This is a genomic window from Streptomyces sp. MspMP-M5 (genome assembly GCF_000373585.1).
Taxonomy (GTDB): Bacteria; Actinomycetota; Actinomycetes; order Streptomycetales; family Streptomycetaceae; genus Streptomyces.
In genome coordinates this window covers 197,114-216,614 of record NZ_KB891855.1, presented here as the reverse complement: position 1 = coordinate 216,614, position 19,501 = coordinate 197,114, and the positions used below count along the sequence as shown (strand labels likewise).

The following is a 19,501-nucleotide window of genomic DNA, read 5'->3' as shown; positions in this document are numbered from 1 at the left end:
CCGCTGTTGGCGAGGTGGAAGGCGGCGGTGTCGCTGGCGGGGTGCGCGGGGCCGGCGGGGCGGCGGGGGCCGGGCTCGCGGAGGGGGTCCGGGGGGTCTCGGCGGGGAGCGGCCGGCGGGCGGCGGGGGCGGCCGGCGGCGGGACGGCAGCGTCGGCGTCGGCGGGGACCGGGCGCAGGACGGTGGTCTTCGGGTCCAGGTCGGCCGGCGGCCGGGACGGGCGGCGGGGCGGGCGCGGGGGTATGGGTGGGATGCGCGGAGCATCGGCGTAATCGGCATCGGCGCTCACCAGCGCTCCCCCTCGCACGGTGTGCCCCGGACCCGACAAGCAATCGGGGCAGGGTGGCTCGTATCCGGACATCACGCCGCTGACCTGCTGGTTGCGGTGTCGAGCCACTGTAAGGGCTGGCGCGCCCGGTGCTCCAACCCCTGGACGCCCCGGCGTCACTTCCGGCGCGGTTCGTCCCCTTACCCCGCGGTAGCGGTGTCTGGCAGGCTGCGGCCATGTCGCAGCCCTCCGCCGGCACGTATGCCGACAAAGCCGCCTACGACCGGGCGACCGCCGCTCTCGACGCGCCGCTGGCCGTCGTGGATCTGGCCGCCTTCGACGCCAACGCCGCCGATCTGGTGCGCCGTTCGCAGGGCAAGCCGATCCGGGTGGCGAGCAAGTCGGTGCGCTGCCGGGCGCTGCTGGAGCGGGTGCTGGCGCGGGACGGCTTCGCGGGGATCATGAGCTTCACGCTCGCCGAGTCGCTGTGGCTGGCGCGCTCGGGCTTCCCGGACGTGCTGCTGGCCTATCCGTCGGCGGACCGGGACGGCTTCGCCGAGCTGACCGGGGACGCCGCGTCGGCGGCGGCGGTGACGGTGACGGTCGACGACCCCTCGCAGCTGGATCTGATCGACGCCGCGCGGGCGGCCGGCCCGGGCCGCGGCGAGGAGGTGCGCGTCTGCCTGGAGCTGGACACCTCGTACCGGCTGCTGGCCGGGAAGGTCCGGGTCGGGGCGCGGCGCTCGCCGCTGCGGGAGCCGGCGGCGCTGGCCGCGCTGGCGGCGGCGGTGGTGCGCCGGCCCGGTTTCCGGCTGGTGGGGCTGATGGCCTACGAGGGGCATGTGGCGGGGGTGGGCGACGAGGTCGCCGGGAAGCCGGTGTTCTCGCGGGCGATCCGGGTGATGCAGGCGGCGGCCCGGAAGGAGCTGGCGCGGCGGCGCTGGGAGGCCGTGCGGGCGGTGCGGGCAGTGGCGCCGCGGCTGGAGTTCGTCAACGGCGGCGGGACGGGGAGCGTGCAGCACACCGCGGCGGAGGCGGCCGTGACGGAGATAGCGGCCGGTTCGGGGCTGTATGTGCCGCGGCTGTTCGACAACTTCCGGTCGTTCCAAGGGCGTCCGGCGGCGCTGTTCGCCCAGCCGGTGGTGCGGCGGCCGGGGCCGGGTGTCGTCACGGTGCTGGGCGGCGGCTATCCGGCGTCGGGGGTGGCCGGTGCGGACCGGCTGCCGGAGCCGTATCTGCCGGCCGGTCTGCGCTACGACCCGCAGGAAGGGCCGGGCGAGGTGCAGACGCCGCTGCTGGGGGCGGCGGCGGACGGGCTGGCGGTCGGCGACAAGGTGTGGTTCCGGCACGCCAAGGCCGGTGAGCTGTGCGAGCGGTTCGCACAGCTGCACCTGGTCGAGGGCGACCGGGTGGTGGCGACGGTGCCGACGTACCGGGGCGAGGGCCGCACCTTCCTGTGACGGTGTCACGGGTGGCGGTGCGGCCCCCGTCCGGCGTCCGGAGGCCCGGTGTCAGCCGTGGATCCGGTCCCGCTGGTCGGCGACGACGGTGCCGTCGGGGCGGCGGACCGGGCCGAGGGTGCCGTCGGTGTTGGTGTAGCCCTTGGTGGCGCAGGGGTACACACCGGACTTGCGGGGCAGCGGGTCGATGAACATCGGGTTGACCACCCAGCGGCCGTCGGCGTTGTCGTAGCCGCGGCACATCAACTCGTCCTTGTTGCGGTTGATGGCCAGGTGGGCGCCGGTGGCGTCACCGACGAAGGTGACATCGGTGTTGGCGTCGCCGCCGCCGAGCGCGATGCGGTGCGCGGGGTCCTGCTTGCGCCACGCCTCGGCGCCCTTGATGCCGAAGATCTCCTGGTTGATCCAGCAGCGCTTGCCGTCGACGTACGGGATGACCTCGCCGGGGCCGTCCTTGACGTCACCGCAGCCGGCGATGGTCGTGGTGAGCCGGCCGTCGCGGACGCGGCTGCGGATGCCCAGGGTGTGCCGGGCGTCCACCCCGACGCCGCCGGACCACGCCTCGGCGACGGTCTCGGACGACGCGGAGACGATGTAGACGTCGAAGCCGGCCCGCTTGAGCGTGCGGATCAGGTCCTTCTGCTGGTCGTAGTAGCGGACGTAGCCGGCCAGCTTGTGGGTGCCGACGGTCTGCACGGCGCCGACGGGCGCGGCGAGGTTCTCGGCGCGGGCGCGCTTGGCGTACGCGGTGAGGGTGGCGGGCTTCAGGCCGGCGAACAGCTGCGGTATCCAGGCGTAGTCGGGGACCGTGCGGCGGTGGTTCCAGTCGCCGGCGAACGCCTCGGCGCCGCTCATGGTCTTCGCCGAGCCGCGGATCTCCATGATCTCGTCGGCGCAGGCGGTGTTGCGGGAGGTGGGCAGCGGGCGGCCGGGGGTGCCGGTGCCGCAGGCCCGGGTCAGCGCGCGGTCGGCGGCGGGGCTGAGCCAGGGGCTGGTGTCCCGCCAGCTGGTGGGCCGGGGCAGCTTGTCGTGCCGCAGCATCCAGGCCAGGGTGGCGTCGGAGATGTCGTTCTTGACGACCGTGTTGTCCCAGTCGAAGGCGGCGACCGGGCGGGGGCCGCCGTGGCCCGAGCAGGTGCCGCGTTCGTCGATCATCTTCTGGAGCTTGGCGCGGTTGTCGCCGTACCAGGGCAGGTTCTTGGAGAGCTGCGGGCAGCGGGCGCGCTGGGGGCCCTGGGCCGGGGCGGCGGCGGTGGCCGGCGTGGTGGCCGTGAGGGCGGTGAGTGCGGCGGTGCCGGCGAGGCCGAGGGCGAGCAGCCGCCTGAGGGGAGCGGTCATGTGTCCTCCGTGGTCAGGGGGGAAGCACGGCGGGGCCGGCACCCGGTGGTGCCGGCCCCATACTGATCAGGGAGCCTACAGGGGGGTGACGTAGGCGCCCGCGATGCCTCCGTCGACGAGGAACTCGGCGGCGTTGACGAAGGAGGAGTCGTCGCTGGCGAGGAAGGCGACCGCGGCGGCGATCTCCTCGGGCTCGGCGAACCGGCCGACCGGGACGTGCACCAGGCGGCGCGCGGCGCGCTCGGGGTCCTTGGCGAACAGCTCCTTCAGCAGCGGGGTGTTGACCGGGCCCGGGCAGAGCGCGTTGACGCGGATGCCCTCGCGGGCGAACTGCACGCCCAGTTCGCGGGACATCGCCAGCACGCCGCCCTTGGAGGCGGTGTAGCTGATCTGCGAGGTGGCGGCGCCCATCACGGCCACGAAGGACGCGGTGTTGATGATGGAGCCGCCGCGCCCGGTCTCGGCGAACTGGCGCTGCATATAGGGCAGGGCGTGCTTGCAGCAGAGGTAGACCGAGGTGAGGTTGACCTCCTGGACGCGCTTCCAGGCGTCCAGGCCGGTGGTGAGGATGGAGTCGTCGTCGGGCGGCGAGATACCGGCGTTGTTGAAGGCGATGTCCACCGAGCCGTAGGTCTCGTAGGCGGTCCGGTAGAGCGCCTCGACCTGCTCGGCGTCGGTCACGTCGACCTGGACGAAGGTGCCGCCGACCTCTTCGGCGGCGGCCTTGCCGGCCGTCTCGTCGATGTCGGCGCAGACGACGTGGGCGCCTTCGGAGGCCAGCCGGCGGGCGGTGGCCAGGCCGATGCCGCTGCCGGCTCCGGTGATCACGGCGGTACGGCCGACGAGGCGGCGGCACACGGCGGTCTGGTCGGTCACTTAGCGCTCCTCTGTGCTGATGAAGATGTTCTTGGTCTCGGTGAAGGCGGTCAGCGCGTCCGGGCCGAGTTCGCGGCCGAGTCCGGACTGCTTGAAGCCGCCGAACGGGGTCCAGTAGCGCACCGCGCTGTGGGAGTTGACGGAGAGGTTGCCGGCCGCGACGGCCCGCGAGACGCGCAGCGCGCGGCCGACGTCCCGGGTCCACAGGGAGCCGGCGAGGCCGTAGTCGGTGGCGTTGGCGAGCCGGATCGCGTCGGCCTCGTCGTCGAAGGGGAGGGCCACCGCGACCGGGCCGAAGATCTCCTCGACGGCGGTGCGGTCCTCGGGGCGCCCCTCCAGGACGGTGGCCGGGTACCAGAAGCCCTTGCCGGACGGGGCCTCGCCGCGGATGGCGGCCGGCGCGTCCTCGGGGACGTAGGAGCGGACCCGGTCGCGCTGGGCGGCCGAGATCAGCGGGCCCATCTGGGTGGCGGGGTCGGCCGGGTCGCCGGCGGTGAACGCCTTGACGGCGGGCTCCAGCAGCTCCAGGAACCGGTCGTAGACGCTGCGTTGGACGAGGATGCGGCTGCGGGCGCAGCAGTCCTGGCCGGTGTTGTCGAGGAAGGAGCCGGGGGCGGCGGCCGCGGCGGCCTCGATGTCGGCGTCGGCGAAGACGATGTTGGGGCTCTTGCCGCCGAGTTCGAGGGTGAGCCGCTTGGTCTGCGCGGCGCACTGGGCGGCGATCCGGCGGCCGGTGGCGGTGGAGCCGGTGAAGACGACCTTGGCGACGCCGGGGTGGTCCACGAGCGCGCTGCCGGTGACCGGGCCCTCGCCGGGCAGGACCTGGAAGAGGCCCTCGGGGAGCCCGGCCTCCAGGGCGAGTTCGGCGAGCCGGAGCGCGGTGAGCGGGGTGGTCTCGGCGGGCTTGAGGAGGACGGCGTTGCCGGCCGCGAGGGCGGGGGCGGTGCCCCAGGCGGCGATCGGCATCGGGAAGTTCCAGGGGGCGATGACGGCGACGACGCCGAGCGGCTCCTGGACGGTGAGGTTCAGGCCGCCGGGCACCGGGATCTGACTGCCGGTCAGGCGCTCCACTCCCCCGGCGGCGTAGTGCAGCAGGTCGCGGACGTTGCCCGCCTCCCAGCGGGCGTTGCCCAGGGGGTGGCCGGCCTCGCGCAGCTCCAGTCGGGCCAGCGGCTCGATCTGGGCGTCGACGACGTCGGCGAAGCGGCGCAGCAGCCGGGCCCGGTCGCCGGGGGCCACCGCGGCCCAGGTCTCCTGGGCGGCCGCGGCCCGGCGGACCGCCGCGTCGACCTGGTCGGGGGAGGTGGTGGGGACGGTGGCCACCACCTCCTCGGTCGCCGGATTGAGGATGGTCAGCTCTTGCAGCACGGGCGTTCCTTACATGCGCTCGAAGGAGCGGAACCGCTCCCAGTCCGTGACGGCGGCGTCGTAGGCGTCCTGTTCGACGCGGGCCATGTGGCGGTAGTGGTCGACGACCTCGTCGCCGAAGGCGGCGCGGGCGATCGGGCTGCGCTCCCACAGCTCGGCGGCCTCGCGCAGGGTGGTGGGGACGTGCGCGGCGTCGCCGGCGTAGGCATTGCCGGTGGTGGCGTCGGGGAGCTCCAGCTCGTGCTCTATGCCGTACAGGCCGGCCGCGACCATGCCGGCGACCGCGAGATAGGGGTTCACATCGCCGCCCGGCAGGCGGTTCTCCAGGCGGTGGGCGCGGCCGTGGCCGACGACCCGCAGGGCGCAGGTGCGGTTGTCGGGGCCCCAGGCGACGGCGGTGGGCGCGAAGGAGCCGGGGCGGAACCGCTTGTAGGAGTTGATGTTGGGGGCGTAGAGCAGCGTGAAGTCGCGCATCGCGGCGAGCTGGCCGGCGAGGAAGTGCCGCATGGTCCGCGACATGCCGTAGGGGTCGCGGTCGTCGGCCAGCACCGGCCGGCCCTGCTCGTCCTGGAGCGAGAGGTGGATGTGACAGGAGTTGCCCTCGCGCTCGTCGTACTTCGCCATGAAGGTGAGCGCCATGCCCTCCTGGGCGGCGATCTCCTTGGCGCCGGTCTTGTAGATGCTGTGCTGGTCGCAGGTGGTGAGCGCCTCGTCGTAGACGAACACGATCTCGTGCTGGCCGAGGTTGCACTCGCCCTTGGCGGACTCGACGGTCATGCCGGCCGCGCCCATCTCGTTGCGGATCCGGCGCAGGACGGGCTCGACCCGGCCGGTGCCCAGGACGGAGTAGTCGCCGTTCCACTGGTTGGCCGGGGTCATCTCCCGGTAGCCGCGCGACCAGGCCGCCTCATAGGAGTCCTTGAAGAGCATGAACTCCAGCTCGGTGCCGGCGTACGCGCGCCAGCCGCGCTCGGCCAGCCGGTCGAGCTGGCGGCGCAGGATCTGCCGGGGGGAGGCGGCGACCGCGGAGCCGTCGTGCCAGGCGAGGTCGGCGGTGATCAGGGCGGTGCCGGGGTTCCAGGGGGTGCGGCGGAGGGTGGCGGGGTCGCCGTGCATGGCGAAGTCGCCGTAGCCGCGCTCCCAGGAGGACATCGCATAGCCGTCGACGGTGTTGAGGTCGACGTCGACGGCGAGGAGGTAGTTGCAGCCCTCGGTGCCGTGTTCGAGGACGGTGTCGAGGAAGTAGCGGGCGGCGAACCGCTTGCCCTGGAGCCTGCCTTGCATATCGGTGAAGGCGAGGACGACAGTGTCGATCTCCCCGTTGTCGACGAGGGCGGTGAGCTCCTCGACGGAGAGGGGGGGCCTGCGGTCTGCCACGGTGGTGCCTCCTGTCGGTGCATCCGGAGGTCATAAGGTATGCACACGAACCATTGATTGGGAAGGGGTTCCGATGGACGGTGCGGCCGACCGGCTGGCGCCGGTGCTGCGGGCGGTGCGGGCAGGCAACGGCTTCGAGGAGGCCCTGGAGCAGATACTCCAGATCGTCCGGCTCGGACTGGTGCCGCAGGGCGAACGGCTGCCCGCCGAGCGGGAGTTGGCGGAGCGGCTGCAGATCAGCCGGGTCACCCTGCGCGAGGTGCTCAAGGTCCTCCAGGACGAGGGCCTGGTGGAGAGCCGGCGCGGCCGCTACGGCGGCACCTTCGTACGCGTCCGCACCGAGGGACCGGACGAGGCGGAGCTGCGCCGCCGGGTGGACCGGACCGACGTGGAGGACATCCTCCGCTTCCGCGAGGTGCTGGAGGTCGGCGCGGCCGGGCTGTGCGCCGCCCACGGCCTGCCGGACGAGCAGGCCGAGCGGCTGCGCGAGGCGCTGGCCGCCACCCAGGACGCGCCGCTGGCCGACTACCGCCGGCGCGACACGCTGCTCCACCTGACCCTGGCCGAGCTGTCCGGATCGCCGACGCTGGCCGCCCAGTACGCCGCCGTCCGGGCTCGCGTCAACGAGCTGCTGGACTGCATCCCGCTGCTGGTGCGCAACCTGGAGCACTCGCAGAACCAGCACGCGGCGCTGGTGGAGGCGGTACTGGAGGGCGACGCGGACGGGGCCCGCGAGGTGATGCGGGAGCACTGCTGCGGCACCGCGGCACTGCTGCGCGGCTTCCTGGCCTCCCCGGTCCTGTAGCGGCGCGCGGGCCGGCCGCCGCCGGGCGCGTGCCCCGCATGTCCCGCATGCCCTGCATTTCCCGCGCCGCCCGCTCTGCACCATCGCGTCACCGGTCTTTTACGCCTGGGTCTTGCGCTGAGCCACCCGGACGGCAAAGGTATGCGGCTAAACCTTTACTCCGGTTGTCCCCGCAAGGCAGGAGCGGCTCATGGCCGACAGCACCCGTGCGCAGACCGCAGCGACCGCCGCGTCCCCCGGTGGCGGCCCGCCGGACGGCGACGCCTATCTGGAGCGCCGGACGCTGCGCCGCGGCAGCGCCGGCCCGCTGCTGCTGACCGGCCTCGGGGTGGCCTATGTCGTCTCCGGCGACTTCTCGGGCTGGAACAACGGTCTGGCGCAGGGCGGCTTCGGCGGTCTGGCGATCGCCGCGGTCCTGATGGGCCTGATGTACACCTGCCTGGTCTTCGCACTCGCCGAACTGGCCTCGATCCTGCCCACCGCGGGCGGCGGCTACGGCTTCGCCCGGCGGGCACTGGGCACCTGGGGCGGCTTTCTGACCGGCACCGCGATCCTGATCGAGTACGTACTGGCGCCGGCCGCGATCTCGATCTTCATCGGCGACTACGTCGAGTCGCTGGGACTGTTCGGACTGCACTCCGGCTGGCCCGTCTACCTCGCCTGTTTCGTGCTCTTCATAGGCATCCATCTGTGGGGCGTGGGCGAGGCGCTGCGGTTCAGCCTGATCGTCACCGCGATCGCGGTCGCCGCGCTGCTGGTCTTCGCGGTCGCCGCGCTCAGCGACTTCCATGTGGACGCGCTCAACGACATCCCGGTCAAGTCCGGGGCGTTCGGGGCGAGTTCGTGGCTGCCGTTCGGGGTGCTGGGCATCTGGGCGGCGTTCCCGTTCGGGATGTGGTTCTTCCTGGGCGTGGAGGGCGTCCCGCTGGCGGCCGAGGAGACCAAGGACCCGGCCCGCACGCTGCCCCGGGCGATGGCCGCGGCGATGGGCATCCTGCTGCTGCTCGCGCTGATCACCTTCGTCGCGGCGACCGGGGCGCGCGGCTCGGACGCGATCCGGTCCGTCGGCGACCCGCTGGTGCAGGCGCTCCAGCCGCACGGCAGGCCGACCACGGTCGGCCGGATCGTCAACTACGCCGGACTGGCCGGGCTGGTGGCGTCCTTCTTCTCCCTGATCTTCGCCGGGTCCCGGCAGCTGTTCGCGCTCTCCCGGGCCGGCTATCTGCCCCGCTTCCTCTCCCTGACCAGCCGCCGCAAGGCCCCCTACCTGGGGCTGCTGGTCCCCGGCGCGCTGGGCTTCGGGCTCGCCGCGGCGACCGGCGACGGCGCCCGGATGCTCAATGTCGCGGTCTTCGGGGCCACCATCTCCTATGCGCTGATGGCCCTTTCGCACCTCGTGCTGCGCCGCCGCGAACCCGGTCTGCACCGCCCGTACCGCACGCCCGGCGGCATGCTGACCTCCGCCGTCGCCTTCGTCCTGGCATGCTCGGCGCTGGTGGCGACGTTCCTGGTCGACAAGGAGGCCGCGTTCATCGCGCTCGGCGTCTACGGGGTCGCCCTGGCCTACTTCGCCTTCTACTCCCGTCACCGGCTGGTGGCCGCGGCGCCCGAGGAGGAGTTCGCGGCACTGGCCGCCGCCGAGGCCGAACTCGAACGCGACTGACCACCGGACCGCACCACACCGCACCGCAGGGAGGACCATCCGATGTCCCAGCCGCAGCCGCCCCTCATCGGCATCAGCACCTATCAGGAAGAGGCCCGTTGGGGGGTGTGGACGCTGCCCGCCGCGCTGGTGCCGGCCGGCTATCCGCGCCTGGTGCGGCGCTCGGGCGGGCTGGCGGCGCTGCTGCCGCCCGGCGACCCGGAGACCGCCGCGGCGACCGTCGCCCGGCTCGACGGACTGGTGATCGCCGGCGGCGCCGACGTCGCCCCGGCCCGCTACGGTGCGGAGCCGCACCCCCGCACCGGCCCGCCCGCGCTCGACCGGGACGCCTGGGAACTGGCCCTGATCGAGGCGGCGTTGACGGCCGGAGTGCCGCTGCTGGGCATCTGCCGGGGGCTGCAGCTGCTGAACGTGGCACTCGGCGGCACCCTCGTCCAGCACCTGGACGGGCACTCCGGCCCGCCCGGGGTCTTCGCCCGGCACGAGATCAAGCCGGTGCCCGGCACGCTGCTGGCCGCGGCGCTGCCGGAGCCGGTGGCCGTCCCGACCTACCACCACCAGGCCGTGGACCGGCTCGGCCGTGGGCTGGTGGCCTCGGCCTACGCGGAGGACGGCACCGTCGAGGCGGTGGAGCTGCCGGACGCGGCGGCCTTCACACTGGCGGTGCAGTGGCATCCGGAGGCCGGCGACGACACCCGGGTGATGGACGCCCTGGTCGCCGCGGCCCGCACGGCGGCCCCCTCCGGGGTGTGATCCCCGGACGGCCCGGCGGGCAGGCCCTGGACGAGTGAGTGACCAGGCCGACGAGGCCGGGCAGTTGCCCGCCACCCTCGTCCCCGACACCGGCTCCGACGAGGCCGCCCTCCCGGACGCCGTCGGGACGGACGACGCGGGCACCGACGCGCCGCCCGCACCCGGCGGCTGAGCCGGTCCGCCCGGCTCCTCAGCCCCGGAAGTCGTCCGCCACGCCCACCAGCAGCACCCGGCTGTACGGGGCCGGCGCACGCCGGCGGTGGGTGACCCCGCCGGAGCAGTAGAGGGTGTCGCCCGGCCCGAGTTCGTCGCGCCGGCCGTCCGCGTCGGCCTCCACCGCGCCCGCCACGACGTACATCAACTCGTCGTGCGGGTGCCGGAATTCCCGCCGCCAGTCGTGCGGGCCGGTGAACTCCAGGGCATGCGGCTGCTGTTGGCCCCGGACCAGCGGGCGCACCCGGCCGGTCTCGCCGTCCTCGGGGACCGCCGCCGAACCGGCGCGCACCACATCGACGGTGCGCGGCCCGTCGGCGGCGGCCGGCAGCCGTACCGCGGTGGTCTCCAGGGCGTCGGCGATGCGCTGGAGCGAGCGCATGCTGGGGCGAACTGACAACCACCCGACGCCGAAGCCCACCAACCGGTAGCCCCTCGTATCAGCACCCCTGCCACATCAGGCCGTCCGCCGTGTCAACCCCAGCAGATCCCGGGCCGGCCCCGCCGGACGATGGCCGGCCGGCCACACCGCGCGCAACTCGCGGCCCAGTCGCAACCCGCGCAACGGCACCTCCACCAGGCGGCGGGCGGTCAGCTCCTCGCGGACCGCCAGCTCGCTCAGCACCGTCGGAGCCGCCTCGCTGACCACCGCCGACTTCACCGCGGTGGTGGAGGCGAGCTCCAGCAGCGGATCGGCCAGCCCGCCGGCGCCGGCCAGCGCCGCGTCCAGCACCTGCCGGGTGCCCGAACCGCGCTCCCGCAGGATCAGCGGGGTCGCGGCCAGCTCGGCGGGGGTCAGCTCGGTGCGCCGCCGGGTCCACGGGTGGGACGGGGCGGCCACCACGATCAGCCGGTCATGCCCGATCACCGCCCCGTCCAGCCCCTCCGGGACGTCCAGCCCCTCCACGAAACCGAGGTCCGCCTCGCCCGCCAGCAGCCGCGCGGCGACCGCCTGGGTGTTGCCCGCCAGCAGCGACACGGCCGTCCCCGGGCGCTGGGCACGCAGCGCGATCAGCCAGCCCGGCAGCAGGTACTCGGCGATGGTCATGCTGGCCGCGACCCGCAGCCGGGAGTCACGCCGCCCGCGCAGCGCCTGGGTGCCCGCCTCGAACTCCTCGGCGGCCTCCACCACCCGGCGCGCCCAGTCGGTCACCAGCGCCCCGGCGTCGGTGAGCCGGGACCCCCGCGGCGACCGCTCGACCAGCGCCACCCCCAGCTGCCGCTCCATCGCCCGGATCCGGCTGCTGGCGGCGGGCTGGGTGATGCCCTGCGCCCGGGCGGCCCGGCCCAGGCTGCCGAGCCGGGCGACGGCCAGCAGCAGTTCCATCGCCCCGAGGTCCGGCACCCGGTGGTGCAGCGGCCCACCGGAGCCGGCCTCCGTCGGCTCCGGCCGCCGCCCAAAAGTCTCCGCACTCATAAACCCACCTTATGTGGCCATAGAAACAAGATCCCTGGCGGGCGCGCCGGCCCCGGGCGACGCTGAAGCCATGACAACGCTCGCTCCCGCCCCCTCCGTCCGTCCCGCCACCAGCGGCGACGCCCCCGGCACCGGCCGCTCGGTCCGTCACCTCGGCCCGAACTGGTACGCCTCCGTGATGGGCACCGCGATCGTCGCCAACGCCGGCGCGGTGCTGCCGCTCACCGCCCCCGGCCTCCGCACCGCATACCTGGCGGTGTGGGCCCTGTCCGCCCTGATGCTGCTCACCCTGCTGACCGCACGCACCGTCCACTGGGCCCGCCACCGCGACCAGGCCCGCCACCACCTGCTCGACCCCGCCGTCGCCCCGTTCTACGGGTGCCTGTCGATGGCGCTGCTCGCGGTCGGCGGCGGCACTCTCGCGGTCGGCCGGGACCTGCTCGGCGAGCCCGCCGCGGTCGCCGCCGACGCCGTGCTGTGGACCGCCGGAACGCTGGTCGGCCTGGCCGCCGCCGTGGGCGTCCCGTATCTGATGGTGGCCCGGCACCGCATCACCCAGGGCAGCGCCTCGCCAGTGTGGCTGCTGCCGGTGGTCGCCCCGATGGTCTCGGCGGCGCTCGGCCCCGCCCTGATACCGCACCTGCCGGCCGGCCAGCCGCGCGAGGCCATGCTGCTGGCCTGCTACGCGCTGTTCGGGATGTCGCTGCTGGCGACCCTGGCCATCGTGCCGATGGTGCTCAGCCGGCTGTTCCACCACGGGCCGCTGCCGCTCGCCCTCACCCCGACCCTCTTCCTCGTCCTCGGCCCGCTCGGCCAGTCCACCACCGCCGTGAACAACCTCGCCGACGCCGCCCCCGGCCTCGTCACCCCCGCCTCCGCACACGCCATGAGCGCCTTCGCGGTGCTCTACGGGGTCCCCGTGATGGGCTTCGCCCTGCTGTGGCTGGCGCTGGCCGCGGCCCTCGTGGTGCGCGCCGTCCGGCACGGCATGGGCTTCGCGATGACCTGGTGGGCCTTCACCTTCCCGGTCGGCACCTGCGTCACCGGCGCCGCGACCCTGGCCCGGCACACCGGCCTGCACGCCTTCGGCTGGCTCGCGATCGCGCTGTACGCGTTCCTCGTGACGGCCGTCGCCGTGGCCGGCACCCGCACCGCCCACGGACTGCTGCGCGGCACCCTGCTGTCCCCGCCCCGGCCGCCGGCGTAACGGCTCACGCCCCGCCGGGCCGGAGCAGCGCCGCCCCGTCCAGCGCCGCCGCCAGCACCTCCGGCGCCTCCACCAACGAGGGCCCGTACCACGTCAGATGGCGCCCGCTGACCAGCGCCGCGGGCAGCCCCGGAAACGCCTCCGGCCCGTCCCTCGCCGTGAAGCGATACGGCTCGTCGGGCAGCACGACCAGATCCGCCGAGGCGGCGTTGAGTTCGTCCGGCGCGATCCGCGGATACCGCTCCGCATGGCCGTCATAGACGTTGCGCACCCCCAGCCGGGCCAGCACGTCCCCGGCGAAGGTGTCCCGCCCCAGCACCATCCAGGGCCGCCGCCACACCGGTACCACCGCACCCCGCTCCGGCGGCCGCACCGGCAACGCCCGCCAGGCGTCCTCCGCCGCCGCCAACCACCCCGGCCGGGCCACCCCGCAGCCCGCCACCAGCACCCGCCCCAACTCCCGAAACGCCTGCTCCACACTCCGCACCTCGGTCACCATGACCTCCAGCCCGGCCCCCCGCAACGCCTCAAGGTCCTGCGCCCGGTTCTCCTCCTCGTTGGCCACCACCAGATCCGGCCCCAGCCCGACGATCCGCTCGACATCGGGGTTCTTCGTCCCCCCGACCCGCACCACATCGAGCCCCACCGGCCGACTGCACCAGTCCGTAGCCCCGACCAACACCCCCGGCGCACTCACCCCCACCGCCTCACTCAACGACGGCACCAGCGACACCACCCGCAACACCATTCCCCCACCGTATGCCCGCCGCCTCCCACCCGTTGAGACACCCCGCACCGCCCCACCCACACCGACCCCCACCCACCGTCTTTCCACCCACCCACGGGAGGGGACGGGCCGGAGGGGCAGGGGTGTGCCGGACGTAAAGCGAAGCAGTCCGGCACACCCCTGCCCCGCAGGCCCGTCACCGCACCCAACAGCCCCGCGCAGCGGCAACGCGCCGCAGGCGCAAAAACACCCCACGGCGGGACAGCCGACAACGTGGGAGACCAGCCAAGCGCAGCGAACCGGCGCCGCAGGCGCATAAAGACAACCACGGCGGGACAGCCGACAACGTGGGAAGCCGGCCAAGCGCAGCGAACCGTCACCCCCGCCGGCAGAGGCGATACGCCCCACCCGCCACCGCCAACAACGCCAACCCGCCGACCACTTGCGCCACCCCGACCCCCTCCGCCCGCCCCTCGGTCACCGTGACGGTGTCCACGTGCCGGGCCCCACCGCGCCCGCACTCGATGGTGACCCGGTAGCGGCCCGGCGCCGCCTCCTCGCCGACCCGGACCTCCGCGGCCATCCCCCGGGCCCCGGGACGCAGCGCCACCGCCCCGAACAGCTCCGAGGCCGCGGTGGCCTCCCGGGCCGGCCCGCACCGCCCGCCGTCGCTGATGCTGACCCGCTCGCCGGCCACCACCGGATCCGGCGCGGCTCCGGCCCGGGCGGCGGGCGCGGCCGCACCGAGCGCGAGCAGGCCGAGCAGCACGGCGGCGGCGGGACGGGCAGGCTGCACGATCGGCTCCGGGGCCGGCCGCGGCCGCTCCGGCCGCCGAGGACGGACACCGGCCCAGGGCGAGCGAACCACCGCCCGGCCCGTGCGGCCAGGCAGGCGCACCCGCTCGGGTGGCCCCGCGCGACCGGCCCGCCGGCCGGGCCCGGAAACGCCGGCGCGCCCCGCCGCCGGCCGTAGCCGGGGCGAGGCGCGCCACCACGTACCCGTGATCCGAGGTCAGGGCCAACCGGCCCGCACCCCGGCTCACCGGCTGTCTCACCGGCAATGCACCGGCTATTTCACCGGCGCCATCTTGTCCACGATGCCCGGATGGTCGTCGATCCACTTCTCGACGCCCTTGTCCTCGTTGCCCTTTCCGGCGTCCTGGATGTCCTTCTCCAGGCTGCCGAGCTCGTCGGGGGTCATCTTCCAGTTCTTCAGCCAGCCGTGGAACTCGGGGAACTTCTTCGGGAAGCTCTTGTTGCCGAGCGTCTTGATCTGGTTGTTGGCGCCCCAGGTGCCCTTGGGGTCCGCGAGCTTGGTGAGCTGGTACTTGCTGTACGCCCAGTGCGGCGACCACAGGACGACCGCGATCGGCTCCTGCTTGTGGTACGCCCGGTCCAGCTCGGCGAGCATCGCGCTGGTGCCGGCCGAGGTGACCTCGAAGTCCGTCAGGCCGTAGGCGGGCAGCACGGTGCTCTTCAGACGCTGCATCTCACCGGTGCCCGGCTCGATGCCGACGATCCTGCCCTTGAACTCGTCCTTGTGGGCCCGCAGATCGTCCATGGACTTGACGTCCTTGACGTACGACGGCACCGCGATCTCCAGCGAGGTCTTGTCGTACCAGGCACCGACGTCGGCCAGGTCGTTCTGGTACTTGTCCCAGTACTGCTTCTGGGCGACCGGCAGCCAGCCGTCGGTCTCCACGTCGATCTGGCCGGTGGACAGGCCGGTCCACATCGGTCCGATGTCGAGGTTGCGCAGGTTGGGGTGGTAGCCGCGCTTCTCCAGGACGTTCTTCCACAGGTAGGCGGTGGCGATGCCCTCGTCCCAGGCCGGGTAGCCGATGTTCGGTGCCTTGCCGGCGTCCGCGCCCTTGGCGTAGGTGGCGTGCGCGGACGGGGCGACCTTCTCGACGAGGCCGGGGTTCTTCTTCAGCCAGCTGCGCACGCCGTCCTGCTCATGGCCCTCGCCGGCCGTCTTGATGGCGTTCTCCAGGCTGGTGAGCTGCTTCTCGTCCAGGTGGAAGTTCTTCATCCACCTGGCGACCTCGGGCATGTCCTTGCTGAAGCCCTTGCGGCCCAGCAGGTGCAGGCCGTCGCCGGAACCGAAGGCGCCCTTGGGGTCCTTGAGCTTGGTGAGCTGGTACTTGTCGTACGCCCAGTGCGGGGACCACAGGGTGACCGCGATCGGCTTCTTGTCGTGGATGGCGCGGTCCAGCTCGCTCAGCATGGAGGCGGTGCTGGACTCCTGCACCTTGTAGTCGCCGGTCAGGCCGTACTCCGGCAGGACCTTGTCCTTGAGGATCTTCATCTCGCCGGCGCCCGGCTCGATACCGGTGATCCGGCCGCCGAACTCGGCGCTCTTCCCCTTGAGATCGTCCAGCGTCCTGACGTCCTTGACGTACGACGGTACGGCGATCTCCAGGGAGGTCTTGTCGTACCAGGTGCCGAGGTCCTCCAGCTTGTCCTTGTACTTCTGCCAGTACTCGGCGTGGGTGACCGGCAGCCAGGCGTTGGTCTGGACGTCGATGTCACCGCGGGCCTGCCCGGCGAAGAGCGGGCCGGCCTCCAGGGCCTGGACCTTGGGCTTGTAGCCGCGCTCCTCCAGGATCTCCTTCCAGAGGTAGGTGGTGGCCTTGCCCTCGTCCCAGTTGACATAGCCCAGGGTGATCGGCTTGCCGTTGCCGCCGCCGGAGCCGCTGCCGCCGTCGCCCATGAAGCGCATCCCGCCGGCCAGCAGCGCCAGGACGACGACGCCGACCATGGCCACCGAGGTCGCCGGCCGCCAGTGCAGGAACTTCCAACGACCCAGCGCCGCCTGCGCCTTGGCCAGGGCCCGCCGGCCGAGCGGCGAGACCCGCTGGTTGAGCGCGCCGGTCATCCGGTCCAGGTACATGGCGAGGATGACCACGGCGAGGCCGGCCTCGGCGCCCAGCGCGACGTTGACCGAGCTGATGGCGTTGTAGACGGACGCGCCGAGGCCGCCGCCGCCGACCATGCCGGCGATCACGACCATGGACAGCGCGAGCATGATGACCTGGTTGATACCGGCCATGATCGTGGGCAGCGCCAACGGCAGCTGGACCCGCAGCAGGGTGCGCCGCGGGTGGGTGCCGAACGCCTCGGCCGCCTCGACGAGTTCCTCGTCCACCTGCCGGATGCCCAGCTCGGTCATCCGCACCGCGGGCGGCATGGAGAAGACGATGGTGGCGACGATGCCGGGGACGACCCCGAGGCCGAAGAAGAGGATGCCGGGGATGAGGTAGACCATCGCCGGCATGGTCTGCATCAGGTCCAGGACCGGGCGCAGGATGCCGCCGACGATCCGGCTGCGGGCCGCCCAGATGCCCAGCGGCACCGCGACCACGACGGTGATCAGGCAGGCCACCAGCACCAGCGAGAGCGACTCGATGGTCGGGTTCCACTGCTCGATGGAGTCGATCAGCGCGAAGCCGAGGAAGGTGAGCACCGCGGCCGGCAGCCCGCGCAGCCACCAGGCGAGCACCGCCAGGATGCCCGCCAGGAGCAGCGGTTCGGGGGCCGCGAGGACGGTGTGGATGGCGTTGTAGAGGCCGTTCAGGACGGTGGTGATGAGGTTGAACAACCAGTCGAGGTTGTCCCGCAGCCAGTTGACGGCGTCGTTCGCCCAGCTGCCTATCTGGATCCTAGGCATCGGCGGCCACCGTCCCCTCGGCCTCGGAGGAGGGACCGGCCTGGGCGGGTACCGCGGCCGGGGCGTTAGGCCGGCCCGGCTCGCCGAGGACGGCCAGCAGCCGGTCCGCGGTGACCGCGCCGGCCAGTTCGCCGCGCTCGTCGGTCACCGCGACCGGTACGGAGCTGGCCGAGCAGGCGCTGAACAGGTCGGCGAGCGGGGTGTCCACGCCGACGGTGGCGGGCGCGGCGGCCCGGAACTCGGCGGCGGTGGTGAGCTTCGCCCCGTCCGGGGCGGTCATCCCGAGCACGGTGCCGACCTCGGCCATCACCGCACCGGCCGTCAGCACCCGGCTGCGGTCGACGTCCTGGATGAAGGAGGCGACGTAGTCGTTGGCCGGCCGCACGAGGATGTCCTCGGCGCTGCCGGTCTGGACGATCCGGCCGTCGCGCATCACCGCGATCCGGTCGCCCAGCCGCATCGCCTCGTTGAGGTCGTGGGTGATGAAGACGATGGTCTTCTTCAGCGTCTTCTGCAGCTCCAGCAGCTGGTCCTGCATGTCGCGGCGGATCAGCGGGTCGAGCGCGCTGAACGACTCGTCCATCAGCAGCAGATCGGCGTCGGTGGCCAGCGCGCGGGCCAGGCCGACCCGCTGCTGCATACCGCCGGAGAGCTCGTCCGGCCAGGACTTCTCCCAGCCCTTGAGCCCGGCGAGTTCCAGTGCCCGGGTCGCACGCCGCTCCCGCTCGGCGCGCGGCACGCCCTGGACCTCCAGGCCGTAGGCGGCGTTCTCCAGCACGCTGCGGTGCGGGAAGAGCGCGAAGTGCTGGAAGACCATGGAGATCTTCCGGGAGCGGACGGCGCGCAGTTCCTTGTCGCTGAGCGAGGTGAGGTCCTGGCCGTCGAAGCGGACGGTGCCCGAGGTCGGCTCCAGCAGCCCGTTCAGCATGCGCAGCAGCGTGGACTTGCCGGATCCGGACAGACCCATGACGACGAAGATCTGGCCCTCGCCCACCTCGATGGAGGCGTCGATCACCGCGGCGGTGGTGCCTTCGGCCCGCAGTTCGTCCCGGCCGGCGCCGGTCTGAAGTCTTTGGACGGCGTCCTCGGGTCGTCTGCCGAACACCTTGAAGAGGTGCTCGGCTTGCAGCCTGGACACATATACCTCTCTTGTCGGGGTCTCGTCGCACGAGAAACGACCTGCCACCTCCCGCGGGGTCTGACCGATGGGCCGGCAGGTCGTAGTGCGGGACGAGTTCGGCTCGTCGTCACCGGCTGCCGGTCGACATGCGCAGCCGGGTCCGCACCGGCTGCGCGCCTGCCCGGGTTCATCAGGCTCAAACCGATCGGTGATTCACCTCACAATCCAGGCACGTTTGGGGCATACGGCATCATGCGGGGTGTGACTCGACGCCTGATGCTCCTCGACACCGCCTCCCTCTACTTCCGCGCCTACTTCGGGGTACCGGAATCGGTCAGGGCCCCGGACGGCACCCCGGTGAACGCGGTGCGCGGTCTGCTGGACTTCATCGCCCGGCTCGTCCAGGACCACCACCCCGACGACCTCGTCGCCTGCATGGACTTCGACTGGCGCCCCCAGTGGCGGGTCGATCTGATCCCCTCCTACAAGGCGCACCGGGTCGCCGAGGAGGCCCCCGCCGGGTCCCCCGAGCCTGACGAGGAGCAGATCCCGGACACCCTCTCCCCGCAGGTCCCGGTGATCGAGGAGGTGCTCGACGCGCTGGGCATCGCCCGGATCGGCGCCGCGGGCTACGAGGCCGACGACGTCATCGGCACCCTGACCGCGCGGGCCGAGGGGCCGGTCGACATCGTCACCGGCGACCGCGACCTCTTCCAGCTCGTCGACGACGCCCGCGGCGTCCGCGTGCTCTATCCGCTCAAGGGCGTCGGCACCCTCCAACTCACCGACGGGGCACTGCTGCGCGAGAAGTACGGCGTGGACGGCCCGGGTTACGCGGATCTGGCGCTGCTGCGCGGCGACCCCAGCGACGGCCTGCCGGGCGTCCCGGGCATCGGCGAGAAGACCGCCGCGAAGCTGCTGGCCACCTACGGCGACCTGGCCGGCATCATGGCCGCCGCCCAGGACCCGGCCTCAAGGATCACCCCGGCGCAGCGCAGGCGGATCGTCGAGGCGGGGCCCTATCTGGCCGTCGCCCCGAAGGTCGTCCGGGTGGCGGCCGACGTGCCGGTCCCGGACGCCGACCTCGCCCTGCCGGACGAGCCGGCCGACCCGGAGCGGCTGGAGGCACTGGCCGCCCGGTGGGGCCTGGGTGGCGCGTTGCAGCGGTTGCTGATCGCCCTCGCCCGATGACCTGTTAGGTTAGGTATGCCTAAGCGGCGGCGCCGGCCCACTGGGTGC

The 19,501-nt window shown here is 73.2% G+C and carries 16 protein-coding genes and 2 pseudogenes; 7 read left to right on the top strand and 11 right to left on the bottom strand.

Annotated elements, in window-relative coordinates; translation table 11 throughout:
- Positions 1 to 289: pseudogene (locus tag B073_RS47550) on the bottom strand (hypothetical protein); the annotation flags it as partial.
- 215 nt (positions 290 to 504) lie between these two features.
- On the opposite strand from B073_RS47550, the gene B073_RS0106150 reads away from it, so the two are divergent.
- On the top strand, positions 505 to 1,728 hold the full coding sequence (locus B073_RS0106150; RefSeq protein ID WP_018537218.1) for an amino acid deaminase/aldolase: 1,224 nt from the start codon (positions 505 to 507) through the stop codon (positions 1,726 to 1,728).
- Between the two features lie 51 nt (positions 1,729 to 1,779).
- On the opposite strand, the gene B073_RS0106145 is transcribed toward B073_RS0106150, so the two are convergent.
- From B073_RS0106145 to B073_RS0106130, 4 genes are all read right to left on the bottom strand, one after another.
- Positions 1,780 to 3,066, bottom strand: coding sequence for a haloacid dehalogenase-like hydrolase (locus B073_RS0106145; protein ID WP_018537217.1), 1,287 nt, complete (start codon positions 3,064 to 3,066; stop codon positions 1,780 to 1,782).
- A 75-nt stretch (positions 3,067 to 3,141) separates the two neighbouring features.
- Positions 3,142 to 3,942 (bottom strand): 3-oxoacyl-ACP reductase, encoded by an 801-nt coding sequence (locus B073_RS0106140; protein WP_018537216.1) that lies wholly within the window; start codon positions 3,940 to 3,942, stop codon positions 3,142 to 3,144.
- Complete coding sequence (locus B073_RS0106135; protein ID WP_018537215.1) at positions 3,943 to 5,310, bottom strand: aldehyde dehydrogenase family protein; 1,368 nt, start codon at positions 5,308 to 5,310, stop codon at positions 3,943 to 3,945.
- Positions 5,311 to 5,319: 9 nt separating this feature from the next.
- On the bottom strand, positions 5,320 to 6,687 hold the full coding sequence (locus B073_RS0106130) for a glutamine synthetase family protein (protein ID WP_018537214.1): 1,368 nt from the start codon (positions 6,685 to 6,687) through the stop codon (positions 5,320 to 5,322).
- Positions 6,688 to 6,760: 73 nt separating this feature from the next.
- Here B073_RS0106130 and B073_RS0106125 point away from each other — a divergent pair, with 73 nt between their 5' ends.
- From B073_RS0106125 to B073_RS46225, 4 genes are all read left to right on the top strand, one after another.
- A complete protein-coding gene (locus B073_RS0106125; RefSeq protein WP_018537213.1) occupies positions 6,761 to 7,492 on the top strand; it encodes a FadR/GntR family transcriptional regulator in 732 nt (243 codons plus the stop codon).
- A 190-nt stretch (positions 7,493 to 7,682) separates the two neighbouring features.
- Positions 7,683 to 9,155, top strand: a complete 1,473-nt coding sequence (gene eat / locus B073_RS0106120; protein WP_018537212.1) for an ethanolamine permease — start codon at positions 7,683 to 7,685, stop codon at positions 9,153 to 9,155.
- A 42-nt stretch (positions 9,156 to 9,197) separates the two neighbouring features.
- On the top strand, positions 9,198 to 9,908 hold the full coding sequence (locus B073_RS0106115) for a gamma-glutamyl-gamma-aminobutyrate hydrolase family protein (RefSeq protein WP_018537211.1): 711 nt from the start codon (positions 9,198 to 9,200) through the stop codon (positions 9,906 to 9,908).
- 34 nt (positions 9,909 to 9,942) lie between these two features.
- Positions 9,943 to 10,080: a hypothetical protein gene (locus B073_RS46225; protein WP_018537210.1), complete on the top strand. Its 138-nt coding sequence runs from the start codon at positions 9,943 to 9,945 to the stop codon at positions 10,078 to 10,080.
- A gap of 18 nt (positions 10,081 to 10,098) precedes the next feature.
- On the opposite strand, the pseudogene B073_RS39210 reads toward B073_RS46225, so the two are convergent.
- Both B073_RS39210 and B073_RS0106100 read right to left on the bottom strand, forming a co-directional pair.
- Positions 10,099 to 10,512: pseudogene (locus tag B073_RS39210) on the bottom strand (cupin domain-containing protein); the annotation flags it as partial.
- A gap of 66 nt (positions 10,513 to 10,578) precedes the next feature.
- Positions 10,579 to 11,538 (bottom strand): LysR family transcriptional regulator, encoded by a 960-nt coding sequence (locus B073_RS0106100; protein ID WP_051093925.1) that lies wholly within the window; start codon positions 11,536 to 11,538, stop codon positions 10,579 to 10,581.
- Positions 11,539 to 11,608: 70 nt separating this feature from the next.
- Between B073_RS0106100 and B073_RS0106095 the strand changes: the two genes are divergently transcribed.
- On the top strand, positions 11,609 to 12,745 hold the full coding sequence (locus B073_RS0106095; protein ID WP_018537207.1) for a TDT family transporter: 1,137 nt from the start codon (positions 11,609 to 11,611) through the stop codon (positions 12,743 to 12,745).
- Positions 12,746 to 12,749: 4 nt separating this feature from the next.
- Here B073_RS0106095 and B073_RS0106090 read toward each other — a convergent pair whose 3' ends face one another.
- From B073_RS0106090 to B073_RS0106075, 4 genes are all read right to left on the bottom strand, one after another.
- Positions 12,750 to 13,493, bottom strand: coding sequence for a helical backbone metal receptor (locus B073_RS0106090; RefSeq protein WP_018537206.1), 744 nt, complete (start codon positions 13,491 to 13,493; stop codon positions 12,750 to 12,752).
- 355 nt (positions 13,494 to 13,848) lie between these two features.
- Positions 13,849 to 14,268, bottom strand: a complete 420-nt coding sequence (locus tag B073_RS0106085) for a hypothetical protein (RefSeq protein ID WP_026247108.1) — start codon at positions 14,266 to 14,268, stop codon at positions 13,849 to 13,851.
- A 273-nt stretch (positions 14,269 to 14,541) separates the two neighbouring features.
- Positions 14,542 to 17,142, bottom strand: coding sequence for an ABC transporter permease/substrate binding protein (locus B073_RS0106080; protein ID WP_018537204.1), 2,601 nt, complete (start codon positions 17,140 to 17,142; stop codon positions 14,542 to 14,544).
- The gene (locus B073_RS0106075) at positions 17,135 to 18,280 is read right to left on the bottom strand and encodes a quaternary amine ABC transporter ATP-binding protein (protein ID WP_018537203.1); all 1,146 of its coding nucleotides are present in this window, start codon (positions 18,278 to 18,280) and stop codon (positions 17,135 to 17,137) included. The genes B073_RS0106080 and B073_RS0106075 overlap by 8 nt, the downstream gene beginning before the upstream one ends.
- Before the next feature lie 258 nt (positions 18,281 to 18,538).
- On the opposite strand from B073_RS0106075, the gene B073_RS0106070 reads away from it, so the two are divergent.
- Positions 18,539 to 19,453, top strand: a complete 915-nt coding sequence (locus B073_RS0106070; RefSeq protein WP_018537202.1) for a 5'-3' exonuclease — start codon at positions 18,539 to 18,541, stop codon at positions 19,451 to 19,453.
- Positions 19,454 to 19,501 lie beyond the last annotated feature (48 nt).